Raw genomic sequence first — 20,953 nt, forward strand, 5'->3', positions numbered from 1 at the left:
ATGCCCCGATTTTACGCGAGGGCGACCCGGCCACGCGGACTGTCGCGGCGGATGTCGCTGGGCGAACAGCCGAAACGGCGGCGAAAGCGCACAGCGAACTGCGACGGCGACTGGTAGCCGACCTCGCCGGCAATCCGCGTCACCGGCTGCGCGGTCGATTGGAGCAGGGTAAGCGCCGTCGACATGCGCACGTCGAGCAGGATTTCGGACAGCGAGCACTCCTCGGCGGCCAGATGACGGCGCAGGCTGGCCTCGCTCATGGCGAAATGGCCGGCCACTTCGGGCGAATGCCATTCATGCGCCGGATCGCCGGCGAGCAGGCGACGCACACGCGGCGCCAGGCTCGCGTCGTCGAGCAGCAGGCAACCGACGCCCTCCAGCCAGACCAGCATTTCGAGCGCCCGATGAGCGACCACCGCATCGGGCAGCGCCGCATCGTCGAACGATTGCGTCAAAGCCGTAAAAGCATCGGCAAAGGCTGGCACCACCTTGCCCAGCGTCACCACCGAGCGCGGCCGTTCATTGGCCGTTGGCGCCCTCCACCGTTCGAGCAGGCCGCGCTCCCAGGCCAGCCAGCGGGCGCGATAGCTCGGCGCCTCGCCTAGATAATTGGTCACATCGAAGGCTTGGCCACCGGCCAGCGCCACCGCCTGACCGGCCTCGACGCGGAAGGTGCCGGCCTCGCCGTGCAGAATCTTGTAGCCGGATTCGACGAGGACCAGCGTCGGCAGGTCGATCCACAGCCGCCGGAACTGCAATGGCTGGCGCTGGACGATGCTGCCCGAGACGGCAATACCGGCGCGCTGGACGATGGTTGGCTGCATGCTATTTCTCCAGGAAGACCGGCGGCATGCCGGCCTTTTCGCCCATGTTAACGCGAACCAAGCAGGGTCACGCTAGCCTTGCCGAGGCCATTGGCCCAGGCCATGAAGCCAACCAGCGCCGGGGTAGCATTGGCCGGCAGGTCAAGCTTGTCGACCTTGAGCGCATGCACAGTGAATACGTAGCGGTGCGTCTGCCCGACCGGCGGGCAACTACCGAGGTAAGCCGCCGCACCGTTGTCGCCGGCAATGGTGCGGGCGCCGGCCGGCAACGCGCTACCAGCGCCATTGCCGGCAGCAGCATTCAGATGATCGCTACCAGCTGGCAGGTTGGCGACCACCCAATGCCACCAACCGGAACCGGTCGGCGCATCCGGGTCGTACATGGTCACGACAAAACTGCGCGTCCCGGCCGGCGCCCCCGACCAACGCAAGGCCGGCGAGACGTTGCCGCCGTTGCAGCCGAACACGTTGGCGTAATGCGCCGGCGCCAGCCGACCATCCGGTCCGGCCTCGACGACCAGACGAAAATCATCGGCACGGGCCAGCCCGCAGGCCAACAGGGTTATAACCAGCGTGAGGCGAAAAAAGGTTTTCATGGAAAGGCTCCAAGTGTTGAAGGGAGCCATCAGTCTGCCCACACAGCCTTTCGAGCGCCGCTTCGTGGCGCGCAAGGATTGTCCCGATTCGCTCACTATTCGCTCACGATGCGATCCACACCATCGATCCTGCGACGCCACCCCGCCCCCCTGTTAAAATCCCATCTTTGAATTTTCTGGATCACCGATGAAACGCACCCGCTTTGGCTCTCGCGACCGTCTTTCCCGCGATGCGGCTGAACTACAACGTCTGGCCACCGGCCTTTCCGAATCCGGCGGCAAGCTGGAAGACGCCTACTGGGAAGCGCAACTGGCTGAAGTCGTCGACAGCCTGCTCAAAAACGGTGACGAGGATGACATCAACACCGCGCTCGACCGCCTGTTCGAAGCCAACCCACGGGCCCACGACGAACTGGCCGACATGGTCGAATCGCGCGCCGAAACCAACCGGGTCGAAGCTCAGGGTCAGGAATACGACGTCCAGCTCTTCGCCGCGCCCGTCCTCGCCTGGTCGCGCTTCTCGATCCCGGCCAGTCCGCTCCCCAAGAGCACGCTGGAGGCGCTGCACGTTCATCTCGGCGCCCATGTCTTTGGCGGCGACGCCCGCGTCGCGCTGGCCGATTTCCTGTTCAGCCCGGACCAGTTGCCGCGCAGCTTCTGCGACACCTGGCAACTGACCAAATTGCTCGGCGAAGCCGCATTGGCCGGCAAGCATCTGGCCGTCGATACGGCCGGCATGGCCGAAACCAACCGTTTTCTGTCCGACGTCCGCTACATCGTCGGCACCGTCGTCGTGCCGCGCGGCAAGCCGCTGTTCCGCTGGAACGAAAAGGACGGCAACAAGGAAACCGCGCTCAAGGAATGGATCAAGCAGGGCAGCCCGAATATCGAGCCGCTGCTCACTGGTTGCGCCTGGCAACCGCTGCTGCCCGATTCCTACCACGCCTCCTGCCGCAATGCCGACCGCCTGTCGCGCCCCTATTCCCTCAAGGCTTCGGTCGCCTTCCTGCAGAGCATGCTCGCCCTCATGCCGGCCGACATCCGCGCCGTCGTCGGCCCGTGCTACGACCGCCGCATGGAGGAATACCGCGTCGGCCTCGGCCCGACGACGGGTGAGGAGGTTTATCACGGCATCGTCTGGCCCCTGCTCGGCGCCGAGGACGAAGCCACCGACGCCGCCGGCGAAATCGAAGCCGTGCTGCGCGAAGCCGGCGTCAAGGACGTGCTCTTCCTCGACCATCACTTCCCGATGGAATTCTGCGACGACTGCGGCGCCCCGCTCTTCCCCAACCGCGAAGCCGAACTGGTGCACGCCGAAATGCCGGAACAACCTGCTACCAATTCGCAAGTCCTGCATTGATGAAACCGAGGCCGTCATTCCCGCGAAAGCGGGAATCCAGTATTTTGCCGAGCATGGATTCCCGCTTGCGCGGGAATGACCAACCGAAACCATGAGCCAATCCACCAACGCCGACTGGCTGGCCCGCAGCCAGGCCGCCGTCTGGCACCCGTGCACGCAGATGCAGCACCACGCGCAGACGGCCTCGCCCGGCCACCTGCCACTGGTGCCCATCGCCCGCGGTCAGGGCGCCTGGCTCTACGACTTCGACGGCAAGCGCTACCTCGACGGCATCAGTTCGTGGTGGACCAACCTCTTCGGCCATGCCAACCCGCGCATCAACGCCGCTTTGCGCGACCAGCTTGAAACCCTCGAACACGTCCTGCTGGCCGGCTTCACTCATCAGCCCGTGGTCGAGCTCTCCGAGCGTTTATCGGCGTTGACCGCGGGAACCCTCGGCCACGCCTTCTACGCCTCGGACGGCGCCTCGGCCACCGAGATCGCGCTGAAAATGAGCTTTCACTACTGGCGCAACATCGGCCGGCCGGAAAAGGCTGAATTCCTCTGCCTGCAAGGCAGCTACCACGGCGAAACGGTCGGCGCGCTGGCCGTCACCGATGTCGCCATCTTCAAGGATGCCTATGCGCCGCTCGTCCGCGCCGCAACGGTCATTCCTTCGCCAGATTTCCGCCAGGCCGAAGCTGGTGAATCGCCGGCCGACGTCGCCCGCCGCGCCGCCGCCGCGCTGGAAGCCCACCTTGAACGTCACGGCGAAAACATCGCCGCCCTGATCGTCGAGCCGCTCGTCCAGGGTGCCGCCGGCATGGCGATGTACGACCCGGAATACCTGCGCCTCGCCCGCCTGCTATGCGATCGCTACGAAGTGCACCTGATCTGCGACGAAATCGCCGTTGGTTGCGGCCGCACCGGCAGCTTCTTCGCCCACGAACAGGCCGATATCCGCCCCGACCTCATGTGCCTGTCGAAAGGCATTTCCGGCGGCTACCTGCCGCTCTCCATCGTCCTGTCCACCGACACCATCTACAACGCCTTCCTTGACGATTCGGTAACCCGCGCCTTCCTCCACTCGCATTCCTACACCGGAAACCCGCTGGCCTGCCGCGCCGCCCTCGCGACACTCGATATTTTCCAGTCCGACGACGTTCTCACGGTCAACCGGAAAAAAGCGCAAAAAATGGAATCCGCCCTCGCCCCGCTGGCCGACCATCCGCAAGTCAAACACCTGCGCCAGCGCGGCATGATCGCCGCCTTCGACGTCGAAACCGCCGACCCGCACTTCTCCCGCAAGTTCTACCGCGCCGCACTGGAGCGCGAAGCGCTGATCCGCCCGATCGGCAATACCGTCTACCTGATGCCGCCATACATCGTCAGCGACGAGGAAGTCGAGCACCTGAGTAAGGCGATCAGCGAATCTCTCGGCAAAACACTGGGAAAATCGGCGTAAGAAACGCCAGCCAGCACGGCTGCTCTTGTCCCATAGACCTCAGCTTCGGTTTATCGCCTGATCGTCGGAGCCCTTGTATCGGGCAGTAGACTTGGCTATTTGCGCCAAGAGGCGGCACACAATGAACTGCACCCCAAGTTGGCACTCAAAGCAAGGAGAGCAAAAGACAAGCCGCAAGCTGCGGAGAAACCCATGTTGGATGATGATGCACGGTTCCAGATAATCAATCAGCGCTTTCCGCATATCGGGACGAAGCTTCGTGCGTTGTGGGAACAGCCGGGAATCGATGCCTATTTCAAGGTCTGGTTGAATGAAACAGGCGGCAGTTCGTGCCTCGGCTTTCCGAAAGACGTGGTTGCTGCATTGCGGGAATTGCGCGCCACCCATGAAAAATCTTTCGTCGCAGAATCCGCGGAGCGGCTCTTCCCGGTAGCAACGGAGTTGGCCGGGAATGAAAATTTCCCCATCGTCAATGAGCGTTTCCCGCATATCGGGGAAAAGCTGGCAGTGATGTGGGGTTCCCACGTTTTTTCTGGTTTTATCAACGGGCTGTTCCACGACACTCGGGGTGGAGCCCGGAAGGGATTCCCCAAGGAAATTTCGGTCGCGCTGTTCCGACTGATGCAGGAGCACGACCGACTGTTTCCGGAACTGGCCTATCAGGCGCAGGATATCTGGAGCCTGAACAACAGGGAGTAGCGCGAGGCTCTTGGTTCGGACGTCGAAATGTATCGCCAGGTTGGCCAGGAACTTTGGTAGCGACGGGTTTCAAGGTCCTGCCATTCTGCTTTTCGGGAAGTCGTCATCGCCACGAGTGACTGCTATCAGGTGTCTCTGCCGGCCCAAGTCGGCCAAGACCTGCTGGTCAGGTTGGTGCCATGGAAGGCGGCTTCAGACTGGGAGCAGACTGATCGTTAAGGGGGTCTCAACTTTCAATCCACTTCCTTGCGCTCTCGATATTGTCAAAGAGGCGGGTATCCCACTCATTGTCCAATTCATTTGAAATCGACAAGTAGGATTCGACAAGTTGTCGAACGTGGCCGCCAGGAACGACGATGGCACCCTTCAATGAAGCCTTGCTTTTGGAAGCACCTTTATCGATAGCAGCGGCATATTCAATTTCGCTAAGTTCCATTGTTAACTTGGTGATTCGTGACATATCCCATATAGAGGTTCTCACCATATCGAATCTATCGTCTCCACAAAAAACCATATTAACTACGTCTATCTCCGCAGCCGACACTTCGCCGAAGAACTCAGCTTCGAAGTTACAATTCGTCCAATTGATGCGATGTGGCATGGCTTTTTTGAGGTGGAAATTGCCCAGAAATCATAGCATGGACCCCATTTCAATGCAGATTCCAAAATGGATTTGCATGTGCAGAAGTCCGAAATCCTCTGACCGCAACCGCTGCATTGCCGCCTGTGGCTCTACAATCCGAACCGGCCTGAATGGGCACTCAACTGCAGTTCGACAAGGTTGGTCAAGAGGAAGATTTTACCGGTCAATTTCTATGAGATTAGGCGGTCAAGCAGACACGGTTCGGCACTCAGGCAAACGCATCCAAGAATTCTAAATCCAGACAGATAATTTCCTGCGAAGCGTTGTCCAATCGGGACTGGCGCAATCCCGGACCTTCCTGCAAGTTCGCGGTTTGGTGATGGCCACGCGCTTTGAGGAGTCACCATGGATGCCCCCATTGATTTGCCGCCTGCCGGCACGCCGGATAAAGCTTCTTGCCCCGTCGCGCCCATGCTTGCCGCCAGTCCGCAACTCGGGGAAGACTCTTTCCGCCGGGTAGTCGAGTGGGCACCGAGCGCCATGGTGATGATCGACCTCGATGGCATCATGGTGCTGGTCAACGCGCAGACTGAGAAAATGTTCGATTACCAGCGCCAAGCGCTGATCGGAAAACCGGTCGAAATTCTGGTTCCCGAGCGTTTCCGGCAGCACCATAGAGCCTACCGTAGCGGTTATTTCAGTGACCCGCAGCCACGCCCGATGGGTATCGGTCGCGACTTGGCGGGTTGCCGCGCCGATGGCAGCGAATTTCCCATCGAAATCGGCCTCAATCCGATTGCCACCGAAGCCGGCGTGATGGTTCTCGCATCGATCATCGACATCACCGAACGGCAACGCGCCCAGCAGCGCCTCGAAGAGGCCTTGCGCGAAAAAACCGTGCTGCTCAACGAAGTCCATCACCGGGTCAAGAACAACCTGCAGGTCATCACCAGCCTGCTCAACCTGCAGGCCGACTTTGCCGCCGATCCGCGCCTGCGGGCGATGCTGGCCGAGAGCTGCGGGCGGGTGAAGGCCATGGCGCTAACCCACCAGCTGCTTTATGAGCGAAAAGACTTTTCCCGCCTTGATCTGGGGGATTATCTCGACCGCCTGGTTCAATCAATCCGCTCCAGCTACCGGGGCGCCGGGGACCGCATCAGCCTGCGCATGGTCGTGCCCGAAGCCGAAGTCCAGATCGACCTCGAACGGACCATTCCCTGCGGCCTGCTGGTCAATGAGCTGGTCACCAATTCATTCAAGCATGCGTTCGCCGAGGAACATCCCGGGGAAATCGTGATCGAAATAGAAGAGGGAGCCGATGGCTTGGTTTGCCTCAGCGTCGCCGATGACGGTATCGGCCTTCCCCCGGAAAGTGAATTGGCACAAGGGTCGTCTTTGGGTTTGCAACTGGTTCAACTATTCAGCGAACAGCTGCATGGCACGCTGACTATCGATCGTACGAAGGGAACACGGTTTTCCATGTATTTCCCGAAAAGTATTGCGGCCAAGGAGGCTTCATGAGCGCTCGGTTACCGATCAATCTGATGCTGGTAGAAGACGAGCGCATCGTCGCCTTTGACTTGAAGCGCCAGTTGCAGGGTTTTGGCTATCACGTCGGATGCGTCGCCGCCAGCGGCGAACAAGCCATCAGCCAGGCAGCCGAATTCAAGCCCGATTTGGTGCTCATGGATATTCACCTGGAGGGCCGCATGGACGGCATCGAAGCCGCCGCGGCGATTCGCGCCCACCATCAAATACCCGTCGTATTCCTGACCGCCTACGCCGAGGATGACACCTTGCGGCGCGCCCTCGACAGCCGCCCCTTCGGCTATCTGATCAAGCCGTGCGAAGGCCGCGAACTGCATGCAACGATCCAGATGGCGCTGGCTCGCCGGGAAGAGGAAGTAGCGGTAGAACAAAGCGAACAGCGCCTGAAACTTGCGCTCGATGCTGCCTCGCTCGGGGTCCTTGAATGGAGCCCGGCCTCGAATCGACTGAAAGGTGACATTTTCCTTGGCATGCTGTTCGGCAACCGGCCGCAACCGCTCGATGAGCCGTGGGATACCTTCATTGACCGAGTCCACGAAGCTGACCGCGAACGCGTCAGCCAGGCGCTGACCGCCAAATCGCTGGACGGCAACGCCGTCAGCGTCGAATTTCAACTCGCCGGCACCGCCCTCCCGATCCGCCGCATGGAAGCGCACGCCAAGGCTTACGGCGAGGACGGGACGGTTCAACGTGTGGTCGGAATACTCCAGGATGTGACGCAACGCCATCACAACGAGGCCATGCTGCGCCAATCCAGCGTTGTATTCCAGACCACGGCCGAGGCCATCGTAATCACCGACGCCAGGCACCGGATCGTTGCCACCAATACTGCCTATTCCCGTATCACGGGATACCAGGAGAATGAAGTACTCGGACTTGACCCCGATATTCTGCTGCGGGTCAGTCCGGCCTGTGAGCACTATGAAAACAGCTTCCTGGCCGGTGCGGATGGTTTCTGGCAAGGCGAGGTACGTTGCCACCGCAGTAACGGCAGCGAATTTCCCGCCTGGCAAAGTGTCAGCGTCGTCCGCGATGCCAACGGCAGCGTGACGCATTTCGTCACTGCATTTTCCGATGTCACAGCCATTTACGATGCGCAGCAAAAGCTTCAGCACCTGGCCCATCACGATCCCCTGACCGGCTTGCCCAACCGCCTGTTGTTCGATGAACGGCTCCGATACGCCCTTGAGCAGGCAACGCGCAACGAACAGCGCTGCATCTTGCTCTTTCTTGACCTTGATGGTTTCAAGGTGATCAACGACACGCTCGGCCATGCCGTCGGTGATGAACTGCTGCGTATCGTTGGCGACAGGTTACGAGACGTCCTGCGCAGCAGTGACACGATTGCCCGACTGGGCGGTGACGAGTTCGTGATTCTGGCCGGCAGTTTCAATCCAGTCTACGCCGCACAGCTGGCCGAAAAAATCCTCGATCAGTTGCGTCTCCCTGTCACGGTATCCGGAGAGTCACTTTCCATCACCGGCAGTCTGGGGATCGCCATGTTTCCGGACAACGGGACCGATAGTCAGCAATTGATGCGAGCCGCCGACATGGCCATGTATACGGCCAAGGCCGAGGGGCGTAACCGCTATCACTTTTACGCGGCAGACATGTCCGAGCGGGCACATCAACGGATGAACATCGAGCAGGGACTGCGTCGCGCCCTGGTTACCGATGGCCTGGTCGTGCACTATCAGCCACGCGTCGATCTCGGCAGTCGCCGGATTGTCGGGGTCGAAGCACTGGTCCGCTGGCAACACCCGGAACGCGGCATCATTTCCCCGGTCGACTTCATCGGCATTGCCGAAGAGTGTGGAATCATCGAGCACCTGGGGCGCTGGGTACTGAACCGCGCCTGTTCCGAAATGCTCGAAATTGTCCTGGGAAAGTCGGCTACTGAAACCTTTCACGTCGCCGTCAACGTCTCGCCACGACAATTCCTCGGCGTGGATTTCGTCGCGATTGTCCGCTCCGTGCTCAGTGAAACGGGCTTTCCGGCCAGCGCACTCGAACTGGAAATCACCGAAAGTACGCTGCAGGCAACGGAGCGCAGCTTGTCCATACTCCACGCCCTCAAGGAACTGGGCGTGGCGGTCAGCATCGATGACTTCGGCACCGGCTATTCGTCACTGAGCGTCCTGCGCGACCTGCCCATCCAGCGCATCAAGATCGATCGATCGTTCATCGTCGATATCCCGGCCAGCCAGAATCAGCGGGCCGTCGTGGAAGCCATTGTCGCGCTGAGCAAGGCCATGTTCATGCAGATTACGGTCGAAGGCATCGAGCACGCAGCCCAAGCAACGATCCTGCAGGAACTGGGTTGCCAGGAAGGCCAGGGCTTCTTGTTTGCCCGACCGCTTTCCCTCATCGACTTGCAGAAACTTCTCGACCACGGACTGGTCATCGAATGATCCTTCGGCATGGCAAGCGATTGCCTAACCGCCAGTGCCATCCATGCCATTCGCGGCGGCGAAGCGCTGCGGGTTTAGTGGTCCCGCTAATTTCCAACGAGCAATGGAGGAATCTCGCGACCAGCGCACGCTAATGCGCCGCCGATGAAAAGCGCGACATTCCCGCGGGTCTGCGGGAAAATATCGCCCCATGACTTCCCCCTCCATTGAAGACCGCCTCGCCAGCGAACTGGCGGAGCTTGAAACTGCCGGCCTGACCCGTCGCCGCCGCGTGCTCGAATCGCCCTGCGGCCGCATTGCCACGGTCGACGGGAAAAATGTGCTGAATTTCGCCGCCAACGACTATCTCGGGCTGGCCGGCAATGCCGAGATCGCCCGGGCGCTGGCCGATGGCGCCATCCAGTGGGGCGCCGGCGCCGGGGCATCGCACCTGGTCAGCGGCCACCTCGCGCCGCACGACGCGCTGGAAAAGGAAATCGCCGCCTTCACCGGCTTTCCACGCGCCCTGACCTTCTCGACCGGCTACCTGGCCAACCTCGCCGTAACGCCGACGCTGGCCGGGCGCGGCGATGCGGTCTTTGCCGACAAACTCAACCACGCCTCGCTGATCGACGCCATGCAACTGGCCAAGGCTAACGGCGCCGACGTCCTGCGTTATGCGCACAACGACGTCGCGGCGCTCGAAAAGCTGCTGGCTGCCAGCACGGCTGCCCGCAAGGTCATCGTCACCGATGCCGTGTTCAGCATGGACGGTGACCTCGCCCCGCTGCCGCTGATCTTCGCGCTGGCCGAGCGTTACGACGCCTGGCTGGTCATCGACGACGCGCACGGCTTCGGCGTGCTCGGGCCGCAGGGCAAAGGCAGTCTCGGCCACTTCAACCTGCCGGCATCCCCGCGCATTTTGCTCATGGGCACGCTGGGCAAGGCGGCCGGCGTCGGCGGTGCCTTCGTCGCCGGTTCGGCTACGGCCATCGAATACCTGCTGCAAAAAGGCCGCAGCTATATTTTCACCACGGCCCAGCCGCCGGCCATCGCCTGCGCGCTGTCGAAAAGCCTGCAAATCATCGAAACCGGCGACGCCCGGCGCGCCTCGTTGAAAGCCCGCATCGGCCAGTTGCGCGACGGGCTGGCCGGCCTGCCGCTCAAGTTGCTGCCGTCACTGACCGCCATCCAGCCGCTCATCGTCGGCGAAAACGACGCCGCCGTCGCCCTCGCCAAAGCCCTCTGGGAGCGCGGCCTGTGGGTGCCGGCCATTCGCCCGCCGACGGTACCGAAAGGCACGGCGCGGCTGCGCATTTCGGTTTCCGCCGCCCATACCGAAGCCGACATTGACCAACTTGTCACCGCCCTGAAGGAACTGGCATGACCGCTCCCCTCATTTTCCTGCCCGGCTGGTGCGTTGGTCGCGGCCCGCTCAATGCCACGGTCAACCGGATAAATGGCCAGATTTTCGACTTGCCCGGCTACGGCAGCGCCCCGCTGATCACCGATTTCTACGCCGCGGCCGACGACATTGCAGCCCGCCTGCAACCCGGCACAACGCTGGCCGGCTGGTCGCTCGGCGCCCAACTGGCGCTGGCCGTTGCCGCCCGCCATCCGGACAAGGTCGGCAAGCTCATTCTCGTCGCCGGCACAACCTCCTTCGTCCAGCGCGACGGCTGGCCGCACGCCATATCGCCGGCCATGCTGGCCGAGTTCGCCGCCGGCATCGCGGCCGATGTCGAGGCCATGCTGCCCCGCTTCGTCGGCGGCTTCAATCGCGGCGACGCCCGCGCCAAGGCTGTGACGCTCGAACTCCTCCAGCTGGCCGACCCACGCCCGTCCGGCGAAGTGCTGGCGACCGGCCTCGACTGGCTGCGTGACATCGATCTGCGCGACCTTGCACCACAGGTCATGGCGCCGACCTTGCTCATCCACGGCGCAGCCGATCCGCTCATGCCGCAAGGCGCTGCCGAAGCCCTCGCCGCCCTGATTCCCGACGCCAGACTGGCCGTCTTCGACGACTGCGCCCACGCCCCCTTCATGTCCCGGCCGGACGATTTCCACGCCACCGTGCACCAGTTCCTGAATGACTAGACCGTCCAAGGCACGTATCCGGCAATCCTTCGAACGCGCCGCCCCGACCTATGACAGCGCCGCCGACATCCAGCGCCGTATCTGCACGCAACTGGCCGACGGCCTGCCAGCCATCACCCCGGCCTGCCTGCTCGATGCCGGCTGCGGCACCGGCTTTGCCCAGGCCGACCTGCTGACCCGTTTTCCGGATGCCCACGCCATCGCCCTCGACCTATCGCCAGCCATGCTCGACCGGGTTGCCACGCCGTGCTGCCGCATCGCCGGCGATCTCGAACACCTGCCGCTGGCCGATGCCAGCCTCGACCTCTACTGGTCCAGCCTTGCCGTGCAATGGTGCGACCTTGCCACAGCACTGCGCGAAGCCCACCGCGCGCTACGCCCGGCCGGCCTTGTCGCCCTGGCCAGCCTCGGCCCGGCCACCTTCCATGAACTTCGCCACGCCTTCGCCGACGTCGACCACTACCGCCACACGCTGAGTTTCCACAGCCCCGAGGAAATCCGCAAAATCGCCGTCAATCTCAGCTTTGCCACGGTCAACACGAAAAAAGGCATAAAAACCGCACACTATCCGGATTTCAAGACACTGCTCCGCGCCGTCAAGGCGATCGGCGCCAACCAGCTCGGCGACGGCCGGCGGACCAGCCTGATGAGCCGCACCACCTTCCTGCGCGCCGAGACGGCTTACGAACAATTGCGCACCCCGGCCGGCCTGCCGCTGACCTACGACGTGATCTACCTTTACGCCAGCAAATGAGCGCCCAAAAATGAGCCCCGCCTACTTTCTGACCGGCACCGACACCGAAATCGGCAAGACCTTCATCACCTGTGCCCTGCTCCACCGCGCCGGGCTTGATGGCCTGAAAGCCGTTGGCCTCAAGCCGGTCGCCGCCGGTACCGATGACGCCGGCCTCAACGATGATGTCGAAGCCATCCGCGCCGCCAGCAATGTCGAGTTACCGCGCCAGACCATCAACCCCTGGTGCTTCAAGCCCGCCATCGCCCCGCACATCGCCGCGGCTGAAGCCGGCGTGCAAATCGAATTCGGGCCGATCAAGGCGAGTTGCGATGACGCCCGGCAGCAAGCCGACCTGGTCATCGTCGAAGGTGTCGGTGGATTTTGTGTACCGTTGGGTACTGAACGGAACGCCGCCGATCTGGCCGTCGACCTGAGCCTGCCGGTCATTCTCGTCGTCGGCATGCGTTTGGGCTGCATCAATCACGCGCTGCTGACGGCTGAAGCCATCGCCGCCCGCGGCCTGAAACTGGTCGGCTGGGTGGCCAACCACATCGATCCGGCCATGTCGCGTTTCGATGAAAATCTGGCAACGCTGCAAAAGCTGCTGCCGGCCCCGCTGCTCGGCGTCGTACCGCATGGGCCGCAAAACGGCCCAATCGGCGCCGCTGCTTTCCTGAAACTACCCGGCGCTTAAAACCGCTGCAATTTCGCGCAGGCGCTGCTGCAGGCCGGCCACTGCCTCGGCCTGATCAACGAGAAGGCCATCACGCGCCTGTTGCTCGACAATGCAGGCATCAGCCGCACCAGCCTCGTCGGAAAACGTAGCCAGCAAGCCTTTGACCGTATGGGCCTCGCGGCGCAGCACTGCAGCATCACCGGAGGCCAGGGCGGTCGCCAAAGCCGCGCAGTTGCTGCCGACATCCTGCACAAACATGTCGACCATCATTGCGAATATCTCTTCGTCGCCACCGAGGCGATCAAGAATCGACGCTTTGTCCAACACGAAAGCCCCTGCCATATTCATCTCCATTCAACCCGCCTGCCCCTGCAGGAAATCGGCCGGGATCAATCAAATTCAGATCTGCGGCATCTCTTCGTCGCGGAAGCGCTGGCGGATATCCAGCACATGCTCCCAGCCGGCAAGGAAAGCCTCGACGCACATCGGATCGAAATGCTTGCCGCGCCCGTCCTCCAGAAACTGGCAGGCATCCTCCAGCGACCACGCCCGCTTGTAGGGCCGCTCGGAGGTCAGCGCGTCAAAGACATCGGCCACCGCCACGATCCGCCCGAACAGCGGAATCTGATGGCCTTTGAGGCCATACGGATAGCCCGTCCCGTCGTATTTTTCATGGTGCGAAATTGCCACCTCGGCCCCGGCTTGAATGACTTCCGAACGGCTGTCCTTGAGCAGTTCGTGCCCAAGCCGCGCATGCCCTTTCATGACCTCGAATTCTTCCGTCGTCAGCTTGCCGGGTTTGAGCAGGATGTAATCGGGAATACCGATCTTGCCGACGTCGTGCATCGGTGCTGCCTCGAGGATCAGCTTTTGCTGAGCGATGCTCAGATCAAGGCCCAAAGCGATGATCTGCGAGTAATGCGCCATGCGCTGGATGTGGGCGCCGGTTTCCGGGTCGCGGAATTCGGCCGCCCGCGAGATGCGGAAAATCAGCTCCTTCTCGCGCTCGCGAATTTCAGCCGTGCGCTCTTCGACCAGCGAACTAAGGTGCTCGGCGCGGTCCGCCAGGTATTTCTGCCCGGTACGCAGCGACAACATGTTGCGGGCACGGGCTGAAAATTCGATACGGTCGATCGGTTTGGTCAGGAAGTCGTTGGCACCGCCAAGCAAGGCATCGTAACGAATGTCCTTCTGGTCGTTGGCGGTAATCATCAGCACCGGAATCTCGTTGCGCCCGTGCAGCGCACGGAAGGCGCTGATGAACTTGAGACCGTCCATGTCCGGCATCATGTAATCGACAATGACCAGATCGGGCACGTTGCTGCGGCACCACTCAAGCGCTGCCACGGGATGATCGAACAAGGTCGGGCTGCAGTCACCCAGTTTGAGCACCAACGCCTTGATAAGCGTCAGATTGATGTCACTGTCATCGATGATCAGGACGTTGTGCATGTACTTCCCTGCTTGCCGGATAGTTGTTTCCGGCAGTATATAATGCCCCGCCATGAAACTGCTCTTCGACCTCTTCCCCGTCATCCTCTTTTTCGCCACCTTCAAGTATGCGGAAAAGAGCCCCGAACTCGCGGCCAGCTGGATGGGCTCGCTGCTTGGCTTCGTCCCGGACGATGCCAAGATGGCGCCGATCCTGCTCGCCACCGTCGTCGTCATCGTCGCCACGGTCGCTCAGATCATCTGGGTGCACTTCCGCCACGGCAAGGTCGACAAGATGCTCTGGGTCAGCCTCGTCCTTGTCGTCGTCTTCGGCGGCCTGACCCTGGCCTTCCAGAACGAAGCCTTCATCAAGTGGAAGCCGACCATCCTGTACTGGGTTTTCGCCGGCAGCATGGCCTTCAGCGCCTACGTACTCAAGAAAAATGCCATCAAGGCCATGCTCGGTGAGCAACTGACGCTGCCCGAACCGGTCTGGGTCAAGGTCAACCTTTCATGGATCGCCTTCTTTCTGGTCATGGGCGCCCTCAACCTGTTCATCGCCTTCAATTTCCCGACCGATGTCTGGGTCAATTTCAAACTGTTCGGCGGCATGGGCCTGATGCTCGTCTTCGTGATCGGCCAGGGCATGCTGCTGTCGAAATACGTCGAGGAAGAAAAATAATGCTCTACGCCATCATCGCTGAAGACAAAGCTGGCACGCTGGACCAGCGCATGGCCGCCCGCCCCGCCCACGTCGAGCGCCTGCAGGCGCTGCAAGCCGAAGGTCGCCTGATCCTGGCCGGCCCGTGCCCGGCCATCGACTCGCCCGATCCCGGCCCGGCTGGTTTCTCGGGCAGCATCATCATTGCCGAATTCGCTTCTCTGGAAGCCGCCCGGACCTGGGCCGATGCCGACCCCTACATCGTCGCCGGCGTCTATGAAAAGGTCGTCATCAAGCCGTTCAAGAAAGTGTTGCCGGCGTGAGTGCCGAAACCATCGAACTGTTGCGCCAGCGCCTGGCCGTGCTGCAACCGTCATCAATCACCATCGTCGACGACTCGCACCGCCACGCCGGCCATGCCGGTGCGCGCGAAGGCGGCCACTACCAGTTACAAATTGTTGCACAGGCATTCGCCGGTAAAAGTACCATGGCCCGTCATCGCATGATTTATGATGCTGCAGGTGATTTGATGCGCGGCAGAATTCATGCGCTCAGCATTCGCGCCGAAGTACCCGGCGACGTATAATTTTTCTGTTATTCCCTCCACCCAAGGATAGATACATGCTCAAGCTCTCCCGTCTGGCCGCTCTGCTGATCGCTGGCGCCATCGTTTCTGCCCCGGCTTTTGCTGCCGAGAAGGGCAAGGCTTTCGCCACCGTCAATGGCCAGCCGATTTCCCAAGCCGTCTACGACGCTTTTGTCACCGAACAGAAGGCCCAGGGTGCCCCGGATTCGCCGGAACTGCAAAATGCCGTCAAGGAAGAACTCGTCCGCCGCGAAATCCTCGCCCAGGAAGCCAAGAAGAAGGGCCTCGACAAGAGCGCCAATATTCAGGGCCAGATCGAACTCGCCAAGCAAGCCGTGCTCATTCGCGCCTTCCTGACCGACTACGTCAAGGCTCACCCGATCAGCGACGCCCAGCTCAAGGCAGAGTACGAACTGATCAAGACCAACCTCGGTTCGACCGAATACAAGGCCCGCCACGTGCTGGTCGAGAAGGAAGACGAAGCCAAGGCAATCATCGCCAAGCTCGAAAAGGGCGAGAAGTTCTCCGAACTGGCCAAGGCTTCGAAGGATCCGGGCTCGAAGGACAAGGGCGGCGAACTCGGCTGGAGTTCCCCGAACGCCTACGTCAAACCGTTCGGCGAAGCGCTGGGCAAGCTCAAGAAGGGCGAGTATACGAAGGCCCCGGTCAAGTCCGATTTTGGCTACCACGTCATCCAGCTTGACGATTCCCGTCCGATGACCCCGCCGCCGTTCGATCAGGTCAAGCCGCAGCTCCAGCAGCGCGCCGGCCAGCAGCAGGTCGAGAATCTGGTCAAGGAACTGCGTGGCAAGGCCAAGGTCGACTAAACCTTTGCCGAGATGCGAGAATGCCCACCCTGCGGTGGGCATTTTTGTTTGTGGGAGACGAGTGTGTTCAACAGCCTGAAAAAACTGTTCAGCGGCAAACCGGGGCAAACCGGCACCCCCCACTCCGTCCCGGCTGCACAAACCACCAGCGCAAGCACCCAGTTTCTTCGCCGAGAAGCGGTTTTCGACCGCAACAATCGTCTTTCCGGCCACGTTTTTACGCTGCAGGAATCGACAACGCTGGCCGATGCCGATGATGTTCGCCAACGAAGTTTTGACGAGACCCTGCTCGACACGCTGAATACCAGCACTGACGCTTGGAATACCAGTCTCGCCTTCATTCCGCTCAATTCCGCCAGCCTCGACCTTGCTGCGGTCGACCGTCTGAAATCGTCAAATATTGTGTTGCTCGTCCAGTTGGCTGCCGACGCCGAAGCGGACATCGTGTGCGAGGCCATCGACCGGCTGCACGAGCGCGGCATCCAGATCGGCGTTTTCCGTCAGCCAAAGAACCCGGCTTTCGCCAGGGTCATCCAGCTGGCTGATTTCGCCGCGATTGATATCGCTGCCAACGAAGCCGATACCGCCCGTGATTTTTCCGCGGCGGTGCGGGCCAGCGAGGGAGAACGTCCAAAGAAGCTACTGGCCTGCAACGTCGAAACGCTCGACGACCTGCGCTTCTGCCAGCAGTGGCATTTCGACAACTTCCACGGAAAGTTCGCCAGTTCGGCCTCGGGTGTCCGGGCCGAGAACAGTGGCGACCCGCACAAGGCCTTGCTGCTGAATATGATGCGTCTGGTTCAGGGCGATGCTGAAAACTCCGAGATTGCAGCGGCCATGAAGCAGGACCCTTTGCTCAGCTTCCGCATCCTGCGTTACCTGAATTCCCCAGCCCTCGGCCTGACGCATCGCATCGACTCGCTGGCCCAGGCGCTGGTCATTCTCGGCCGGCAGCGCCTGACCCGCTGGCTCTCGGTGCTGCTCTTTTCGGTGCGTGACCCGCATTTCGGCGACTGGCTGCTGGTCGAGAACGCGCTGACCCGTGGCCGATTGATGGAGGTACTTGGCGAGCAGTCGATGCCGGGCGTCGCGCATGACCCGCTGTTCCTGACCGGAATTTTTTCCTGCCTCGGCGAATTGCTGCATCGGCCGCTGGCGGAAACACTGAACGACATGCTGCTGTCCGACGACATCAAGAATGCGCTGCTTGAACGCAGCGGCCCTTATGCACCACTTCTGGCCGTCGCCGAAGCCAGCGAGGACTTCGATCTGCCACGTATGAAGGAAACGGCGCTGGCGGCCGGCGTCGACCCGGCAACGGTCAACCGCGCCTTGCTCGCCGCAACGGCTTGGGCCAGTGAAGTGACCGAATACTGGGAATAAGCCTGGCGGGCTGATATTCGCCGAAAAAATTGATGCAGGTTGAGGCCGTAATTGGCTGGCGGTGGCTAAATCCGCTGCAATGGCCATTCGTCTTTTATTCGCCGCGCTCAGCCTGATTTTTTTGCTGCCGGCCCACGCCGACCAATCCCTGCAAGCCTGGATCGACACCGCGCTGCCGGGCACTGTCCTGCGCCTGCCGCCCGGCACCTATCGCGGCCCGGCCAGCATCACCAAGCCCTTGACGCTGGAAGGCAACGGCAAGGTCATCGTCGATGGCGGCGGCAAGGGCACGGTGCTGACCATCAAGGCCGACAAGGTGACCATTCGCGGCCTGACCCTGCGCGCCAGTGGCGATTCGCATGACGCCATCGACGGCGCCATCATGGTGACCGAAGGCAGCGGACTGCTCATCGAGAACAATGTGATCGAGGACGTGCTGTTCGGCATTTCGCTGCACCGAACGACCGACAGCCTCGTCCGCCATAACCGCATCCGCTCGCGCCCCGTTGACTCGGCCGACCGTGGTGACGGCCTGCGCCTCTGGTACAGCACGGGCAACCGCATCGAGAACAACGACATCGCACAGATTCGCGACATCACGGTGAGCAATTCGCCGCACAACCGCTACACCGGCAACACCATCCGCGACAGCCGGCGCGCTTTCAATTTTCTGTTTTCGCACAGAAGTCTGGTTGACCGTAACATTCTCGAAAAGAACTCGACGGGGATCATCGCCCTCAACTCCGATGGCCTGATCATCCGCAACAACCGCATCCTGCACGCCATGGACGCCTCCGGCGCCGGCATCGCGCTCAAGGAAACCTCGGCGGCGCTGGTCATCGACAACGAAATCGTGCATTGCGCCCACGGCATCATGGCTGATTCGCCGATGGATGCCATCAACCGCATTGTCTTCATTAACAACGTGATCGCCCACAACATCACCGGCATCTATTTCTACGGAGCCAAGGGCGGCCACATTGCCATCAACAATACTTTCCGGAGCAATTTATGGCCGGTCACCATCATCGGTGACGGCGACCCGATGAACGACACCTGGTGGGGCAATACCTGGGATACCTACGAGGGTTTCGACCTCGACGGCGACGGCTTTGGCGACAAGCCGCACGAACTGCACGCTTACGCCGATCGCCTGTGGATCGAGACACCGAGCGTCACGTTCTTCCGCAACTCGCCGGTCCTTGAACTGCTCGACTTTCTCGAACGGCTGGCACCTTTCTCGGCGCCTTCGCTCATCCTGCGCGACACGGCACCGCGCATGCAGCCGGCCAAAGCCTACAACTGATATTCGTCGCCGCCGCCCTGCATGGCCATTTCGACCACCCGTTTCGACAGATGCGGGGCAAACAGCGAAATCAGGTCGTAATCGTAGCGGCGCAGATAAGTACCGCGACGCAAGGCGAGACGTGTGGTGTTGGACTCGAACAGGTGGGCAGCATCAAGCGCCACCAGACCGACATCGCGCTGGGCATCGAAAGCCAGCGCCGAAATGATGCCCAATCCCAAGCCGAGGCTGACATAGGTCTTGATCACGTCGGCATCGAGGGCGGTGAGTGCGACATTCGGCTGCGCGCCGATGCGCTCGAAGGCGCGGTTGATGCGCGAACGGCCGGTAAAGGCCGTGTCGTAGGTAATCAGCGGCCATTTCGCCAGTTCGTTGAGTGACAGCGGCTGCGATTTGAGAATGGGGTGGCCTTCCGGGGCGATCACGCAATGCGTCCATTGGCGCACGGGCAACGTGATCAATTGCGGATACTGGTCGAGGGATTCAGTGGCAATCCCGATATCGGCTGCGCCGGCGACCACCCATTCGGCGATCTGGATCGGGCTGCCCTGGTGCATTTCGAGCTTGACGTCCGGGTGTTGCGCAACGAAATCCCGCACCACCACCGGCAAGGCATAACGCGCCTGCGTATGCGTTGCGGCCAGGATCAGGCGGCCGGAATTTCCCGTCGCGAACTCGGCGCTCGCCCGTTTGAGGTTTTCCGCTTCACGCAGGATGCGTTCGGCGATGGCCAGCACCGCCTTGCCCGGCTCGGTCACGCCGGTGAAACGCTTGCCGCTGCGCTCGAAGATGGCGATGCCGAGTTCGTCTTCGAGCAGCTTGACCTGCTTGGAGATGCCGGGCTGAGAGGTGTAGAGCGATTCGGCCGCCTCGGAGACATTGAGTCCCTGGCGCTGGATCTCGACGATATAGCGTAGCTGCTGAAGTTTCATGGGGCGACTTAATAACTGAACGATATAACAATCTAACTCAATATTCTTTTTGATTCAATTGGCCGCGGTTAACATGGCTGCCATGGATTACCTCTATACCCTTTCCGGCTTCGCGGTTGGCGCCATTGTCGGGCTGACCGGCGTTGGTGGCGGCTCGCTGATGACGCCGCTGCTCGTGCTGCTGTTCGGCGTGCCGCCAGCGACCGCCGTGGGCACCGACCTGCTTTATGCGGCGATGACCAAGGCCGGCGGCACCGTGGCGCACGGCAGGAAAGGCCATATCGACTGGGCCGTCACCGGTCGGCTGGCGCTCGGCAGCATCCCGGCGGCGGCAATTACGGTCTATATCCTGTCGCAACTGCCGAAGGGCAGCAATGTCATCGGCCAGATCATCTCGAACGGCCTCGGCTTTGCACTCATGCTGACGGCCATCGCCATCCTGTTCGGCCGCAAGCTGCGCGAGTACGCAGCGAAGCACGAAGATTCGCCGCTGCGCCAATGCTGCCTGGGCAAGATTACCGTCGCCGTCGGCGCCATTCTCGGCGTCCTGGTCACCATTTCTTCGGTCGGCGCTGGCGCCCTCGGCGTTGCCGCGCTGTTTTTCCTCTACCCAAAACTTTCTTCGGTCCGCATTGTCGGATCGGATGTCGCCCACGCCGTGCCGCTGACGCTGGTCGCCGGCCTTGGCCACTGGATGCTCGGTGGTGTCGACTGGGCGCTGCTCGGCGCGCTGCTGCTCGGTTCGCTGCCCGGCATCTGGCTGGGCACACAGGTTTCCGCCAAGGTGCCGGAACATATCCTGCGCCGCCTTCTGGCTGCCATGCTGGTGCTGATCGGCACCAAGCTGGTTTTTGCCTGACGTTTTCCCCAAGGA

At 61.5% G+C, this 20,953-nt stretch carries 22 protein-coding genes; 16 read left to right on the forward strand and 6 right to left on the reverse strand.

The window, feature by feature from the left end; translation table 11 throughout:
• Positions 1 to 11: 11 nt before the first annotated feature.
• Positions 12 to 824, reverse strand: a complete 813-nt coding sequence (locus WBK19_RS14870) for a helix-turn-helix transcriptional regulator (protein ID WP_511291047.1) — start codon at positions 822 to 824, stop codon at positions 12 to 14.
• 47 nt (positions 825 to 871) lie between these two features.
• Complete coding sequence (locus WBK19_RS14875) at positions 872 to 1,420, reverse strand: YbhB/YbcL family Raf kinase inhibitor-like protein (protein WP_511291049.1); 549 nt, start codon at positions 1,418 to 1,420, stop codon at positions 872 to 874.
• A 187-nt stretch (positions 1,421 to 1,607) separates the two neighbouring features.
• Here WBK19_RS14875 and WBK19_RS14880 point away from each other — a divergent pair, with 187 nt between their 5' ends.
• From WBK19_RS14880 to WBK19_RS14890, 3 genes are all read left to right on the forward strand, one after another.
• Positions 1,608 to 2,780 carry a DUF2863 family protein gene (locus WBK19_RS14880; RefSeq protein ID WP_511291051.1) on the forward strand — a complete coding sequence of 391 codons (1,173 nt, stop codon included), beginning with the start codon at positions 1,608 to 1,610 and terminating at the stop codon, positions 2,778 to 2,780.
• Positions 2,781 to 2,871: 91 nt separating this feature from the next.
• On the forward strand, positions 2,872 to 4,224 hold the full coding sequence (gene bioA / locus WBK19_RS14885; RefSeq protein WP_511291053.1) for an adenosylmethionine--8-amino-7-oxononanoate transaminase: 1,353 nt from the start codon (positions 2,872 to 2,874) through the stop codon (positions 4,222 to 4,224).
• 192 nt (positions 4,225 to 4,416) lie between these two features.
• On the forward strand, positions 4,417 to 4,923 hold the full coding sequence (locus tag WBK19_RS14890) for a hypothetical protein (RefSeq protein ID WP_511291055.1): 507 nt from the start codon (positions 4,417 to 4,419) through the stop codon (positions 4,921 to 4,923).
• 226 nt (positions 4,924 to 5,149) lie between these two features.
• Here WBK19_RS14890 and WBK19_RS14895 read toward each other — a convergent pair whose 3' ends face one another.
• Positions 5,150 to 5,524 carry a hypothetical protein gene (locus WBK19_RS14895; RefSeq protein WP_511291057.1) on the reverse strand — a complete coding sequence of 125 codons (375 nt, stop codon included), beginning with the start codon at positions 5,522 to 5,524 and terminating at the stop codon, positions 5,150 to 5,152.
• A gap of 387 nt (positions 5,525 to 5,911) precedes the next feature.
• On the opposite strand from WBK19_RS14895, the gene WBK19_RS14900 reads away from it, so the two are divergent.
• The 6 genes from WBK19_RS14900 (at position 5,912) to bioD (ending at position 12,971) form a co-directional block, all read left to right on the forward strand.
• Positions 5,912 to 7,027 carry a sensor histidine kinase gene (locus WBK19_RS14900; protein WP_511291059.1) on the forward strand — a complete coding sequence of 372 codons (1,116 nt, stop codon included), beginning with the start codon at positions 5,912 to 5,914 and terminating at the stop codon, positions 7,025 to 7,027.
• Positions 7,024 to 9,465: a two-component system response regulator gene (locus WBK19_RS14905; RefSeq protein ID WP_511291061.1), complete on the forward strand. Its 2,442-nt coding sequence runs from the start codon at positions 7,024 to 7,026 to the stop codon at positions 9,463 to 9,465. Before WBK19_RS14900 ends, WBK19_RS14905 begins: the two co-directional genes overlap by 4 nt.
• Before the next feature lie 190 nt (positions 9,466 to 9,655).
• Positions 9,656 to 10,831, forward strand: a complete 1,176-nt coding sequence (gene bioF, locus WBK19_RS14910) for an 8-amino-7-oxononanoate synthase (RefSeq protein WP_511291063.1) — start codon at positions 9,656 to 9,658, stop codon at positions 10,829 to 10,831.
• A complete protein-coding gene (locus tag WBK19_RS14915) occupies positions 10,828 to 11,541 on the forward strand; it encodes an alpha/beta fold hydrolase (RefSeq protein WP_511291065.1) in 714 nt (237 codons plus the stop codon). The genes bioF and WBK19_RS14915 overlap by 4 nt, the downstream gene beginning before the upstream one ends.
• Entirely contained in the window at positions 11,534 to 12,295 is a 762-nt protein-coding gene (bioC, locus tag WBK19_RS14920; protein ID WP_511291067.1) for a malonyl-ACP O-methyltransferase BioC, read from the forward strand. Before WBK19_RS14915 ends, bioC begins: the two co-directional genes overlap by 8 nt.
• 10 nt (positions 12,296 to 12,305) lie before the next feature.
• Positions 12,306 to 12,971, forward strand: coding sequence for a dethiobiotin synthase (bioD, locus tag WBK19_RS14925; protein ID WP_511291069.1), 666 nt, complete (start codon positions 12,306 to 12,308; stop codon positions 12,969 to 12,971).
• On the opposite strand, the gene WBK19_RS14930 is transcribed toward bioD, so the two are convergent.
• Both WBK19_RS14930 and WBK19_RS14935 read right to left on the reverse strand, forming a co-directional pair.
• A complete protein-coding gene (locus WBK19_RS14930) occupies positions 12,957 to 13,295 on the reverse strand; it encodes an Hpt domain-containing protein (RefSeq protein WP_511291071.1) in 339 nt (112 codons plus the stop codon). The two genes, bioD and WBK19_RS14930, sit on opposite strands and share 15 nt — an antisense overlap.
• 57 nt (positions 13,296 to 13,352) lie before the next feature.
• A complete protein-coding gene (locus WBK19_RS14935; protein WP_511291073.1) occupies positions 13,353 to 14,405 on the reverse strand; it encodes an HD domain-containing phosphohydrolase in 1,053 nt (350 codons plus the stop codon).
• A gap of 52 nt (positions 14,406 to 14,457) precedes the next feature.
• On the opposite strand from WBK19_RS14935, the gene WBK19_RS14940 reads away from it, so the two are divergent.
• The 6 genes from WBK19_RS14940 (at position 14,458) to nosD (ending at position 19,147) form a co-directional block, all read left to right on the forward strand.
• Positions 14,458 to 15,066: a septation protein A gene (locus WBK19_RS14940; RefSeq protein WP_511291075.1), complete on the forward strand. Its 609-nt coding sequence runs from the start codon at positions 14,458 to 14,460 to the stop codon at positions 15,064 to 15,066.
• Complete coding sequence (locus tag WBK19_RS14945) at positions 15,066 to 15,368, forward strand: YciI family protein (RefSeq protein ID WP_511291077.1); 303 nt, start codon at positions 15,066 to 15,068, stop codon at positions 15,366 to 15,368. The genes WBK19_RS14940 and WBK19_RS14945 overlap by 1 nt, the downstream gene beginning before the upstream one ends.
• Positions 15,365 to 15,631, forward strand: coding sequence for a BolA family protein (locus WBK19_RS14950; RefSeq protein ID WP_511291079.1), 267 nt, complete (start codon positions 15,365 to 15,367; stop codon positions 15,629 to 15,631). The genes WBK19_RS14945 and WBK19_RS14950 overlap by 4 nt, the downstream gene beginning before the upstream one ends.
• Positions 15,632 to 15,666: 35 nt before the next feature.
• Complete coding sequence (locus WBK19_RS14955; protein WP_511291081.1) at positions 15,667 to 16,458, forward strand: peptidylprolyl isomerase; 792 nt, start codon at positions 15,667 to 15,669, stop codon at positions 16,456 to 16,458.
• A 63-nt stretch (positions 16,459 to 16,521) separates the two neighbouring features.
• Entirely contained in the window at positions 16,522 to 17,841 is a 1,320-nt protein-coding gene (locus tag WBK19_RS14960) for an EAL and HDOD domain-containing protein (protein WP_511291083.1), read from the forward strand.
• 79 nt (positions 17,842 to 17,920) lie between these two features.
• On the forward strand, positions 17,921 to 19,147 hold the full coding sequence (gene nosD, locus WBK19_RS14965) for a nitrous oxide reductase family maturation protein NosD (RefSeq protein WP_511291085.1): 1,227 nt from the start codon (positions 17,921 to 17,923) through the stop codon (positions 19,145 to 19,147).
• Here the strand turns inward: nosD and WBK19_RS14970 are convergent.
• Positions 19,138 to 20,079 (reverse strand): CysB family HTH-type transcriptional regulator, encoded by a 942-nt coding sequence (locus WBK19_RS14970; protein ID WP_511291087.1) that lies wholly within the window; start codon positions 20,077 to 20,079, stop codon positions 19,138 to 19,140. The two genes, nosD and WBK19_RS14970, sit on opposite strands and share 10 nt — an antisense overlap.
• An 82-nt stretch (positions 20,080 to 20,161) precedes the next feature.
• Here WBK19_RS14970 and WBK19_RS14975 point away from each other — a divergent pair, with 82 nt between their 5' ends.
• Positions 20,162 to 20,938, forward strand: coding sequence for a sulfite exporter TauE/SafE family protein (locus WBK19_RS14975; RefSeq protein ID WP_511291103.1), 777 nt, complete (start codon positions 20,162 to 20,164; stop codon positions 20,936 to 20,938).
• The last annotated feature ends 15 nt before the right edge of the window (positions 20,939 to 20,953 follow it).

Origin of the sequence: Azonexus sp. (assembly GCF_049652925.1) — a bacterium.
GTDB lineage: Bacteria > Pseudomonadota > Gammaproteobacteria > Burkholderiales > Rhodocyclaceae > Azonexus.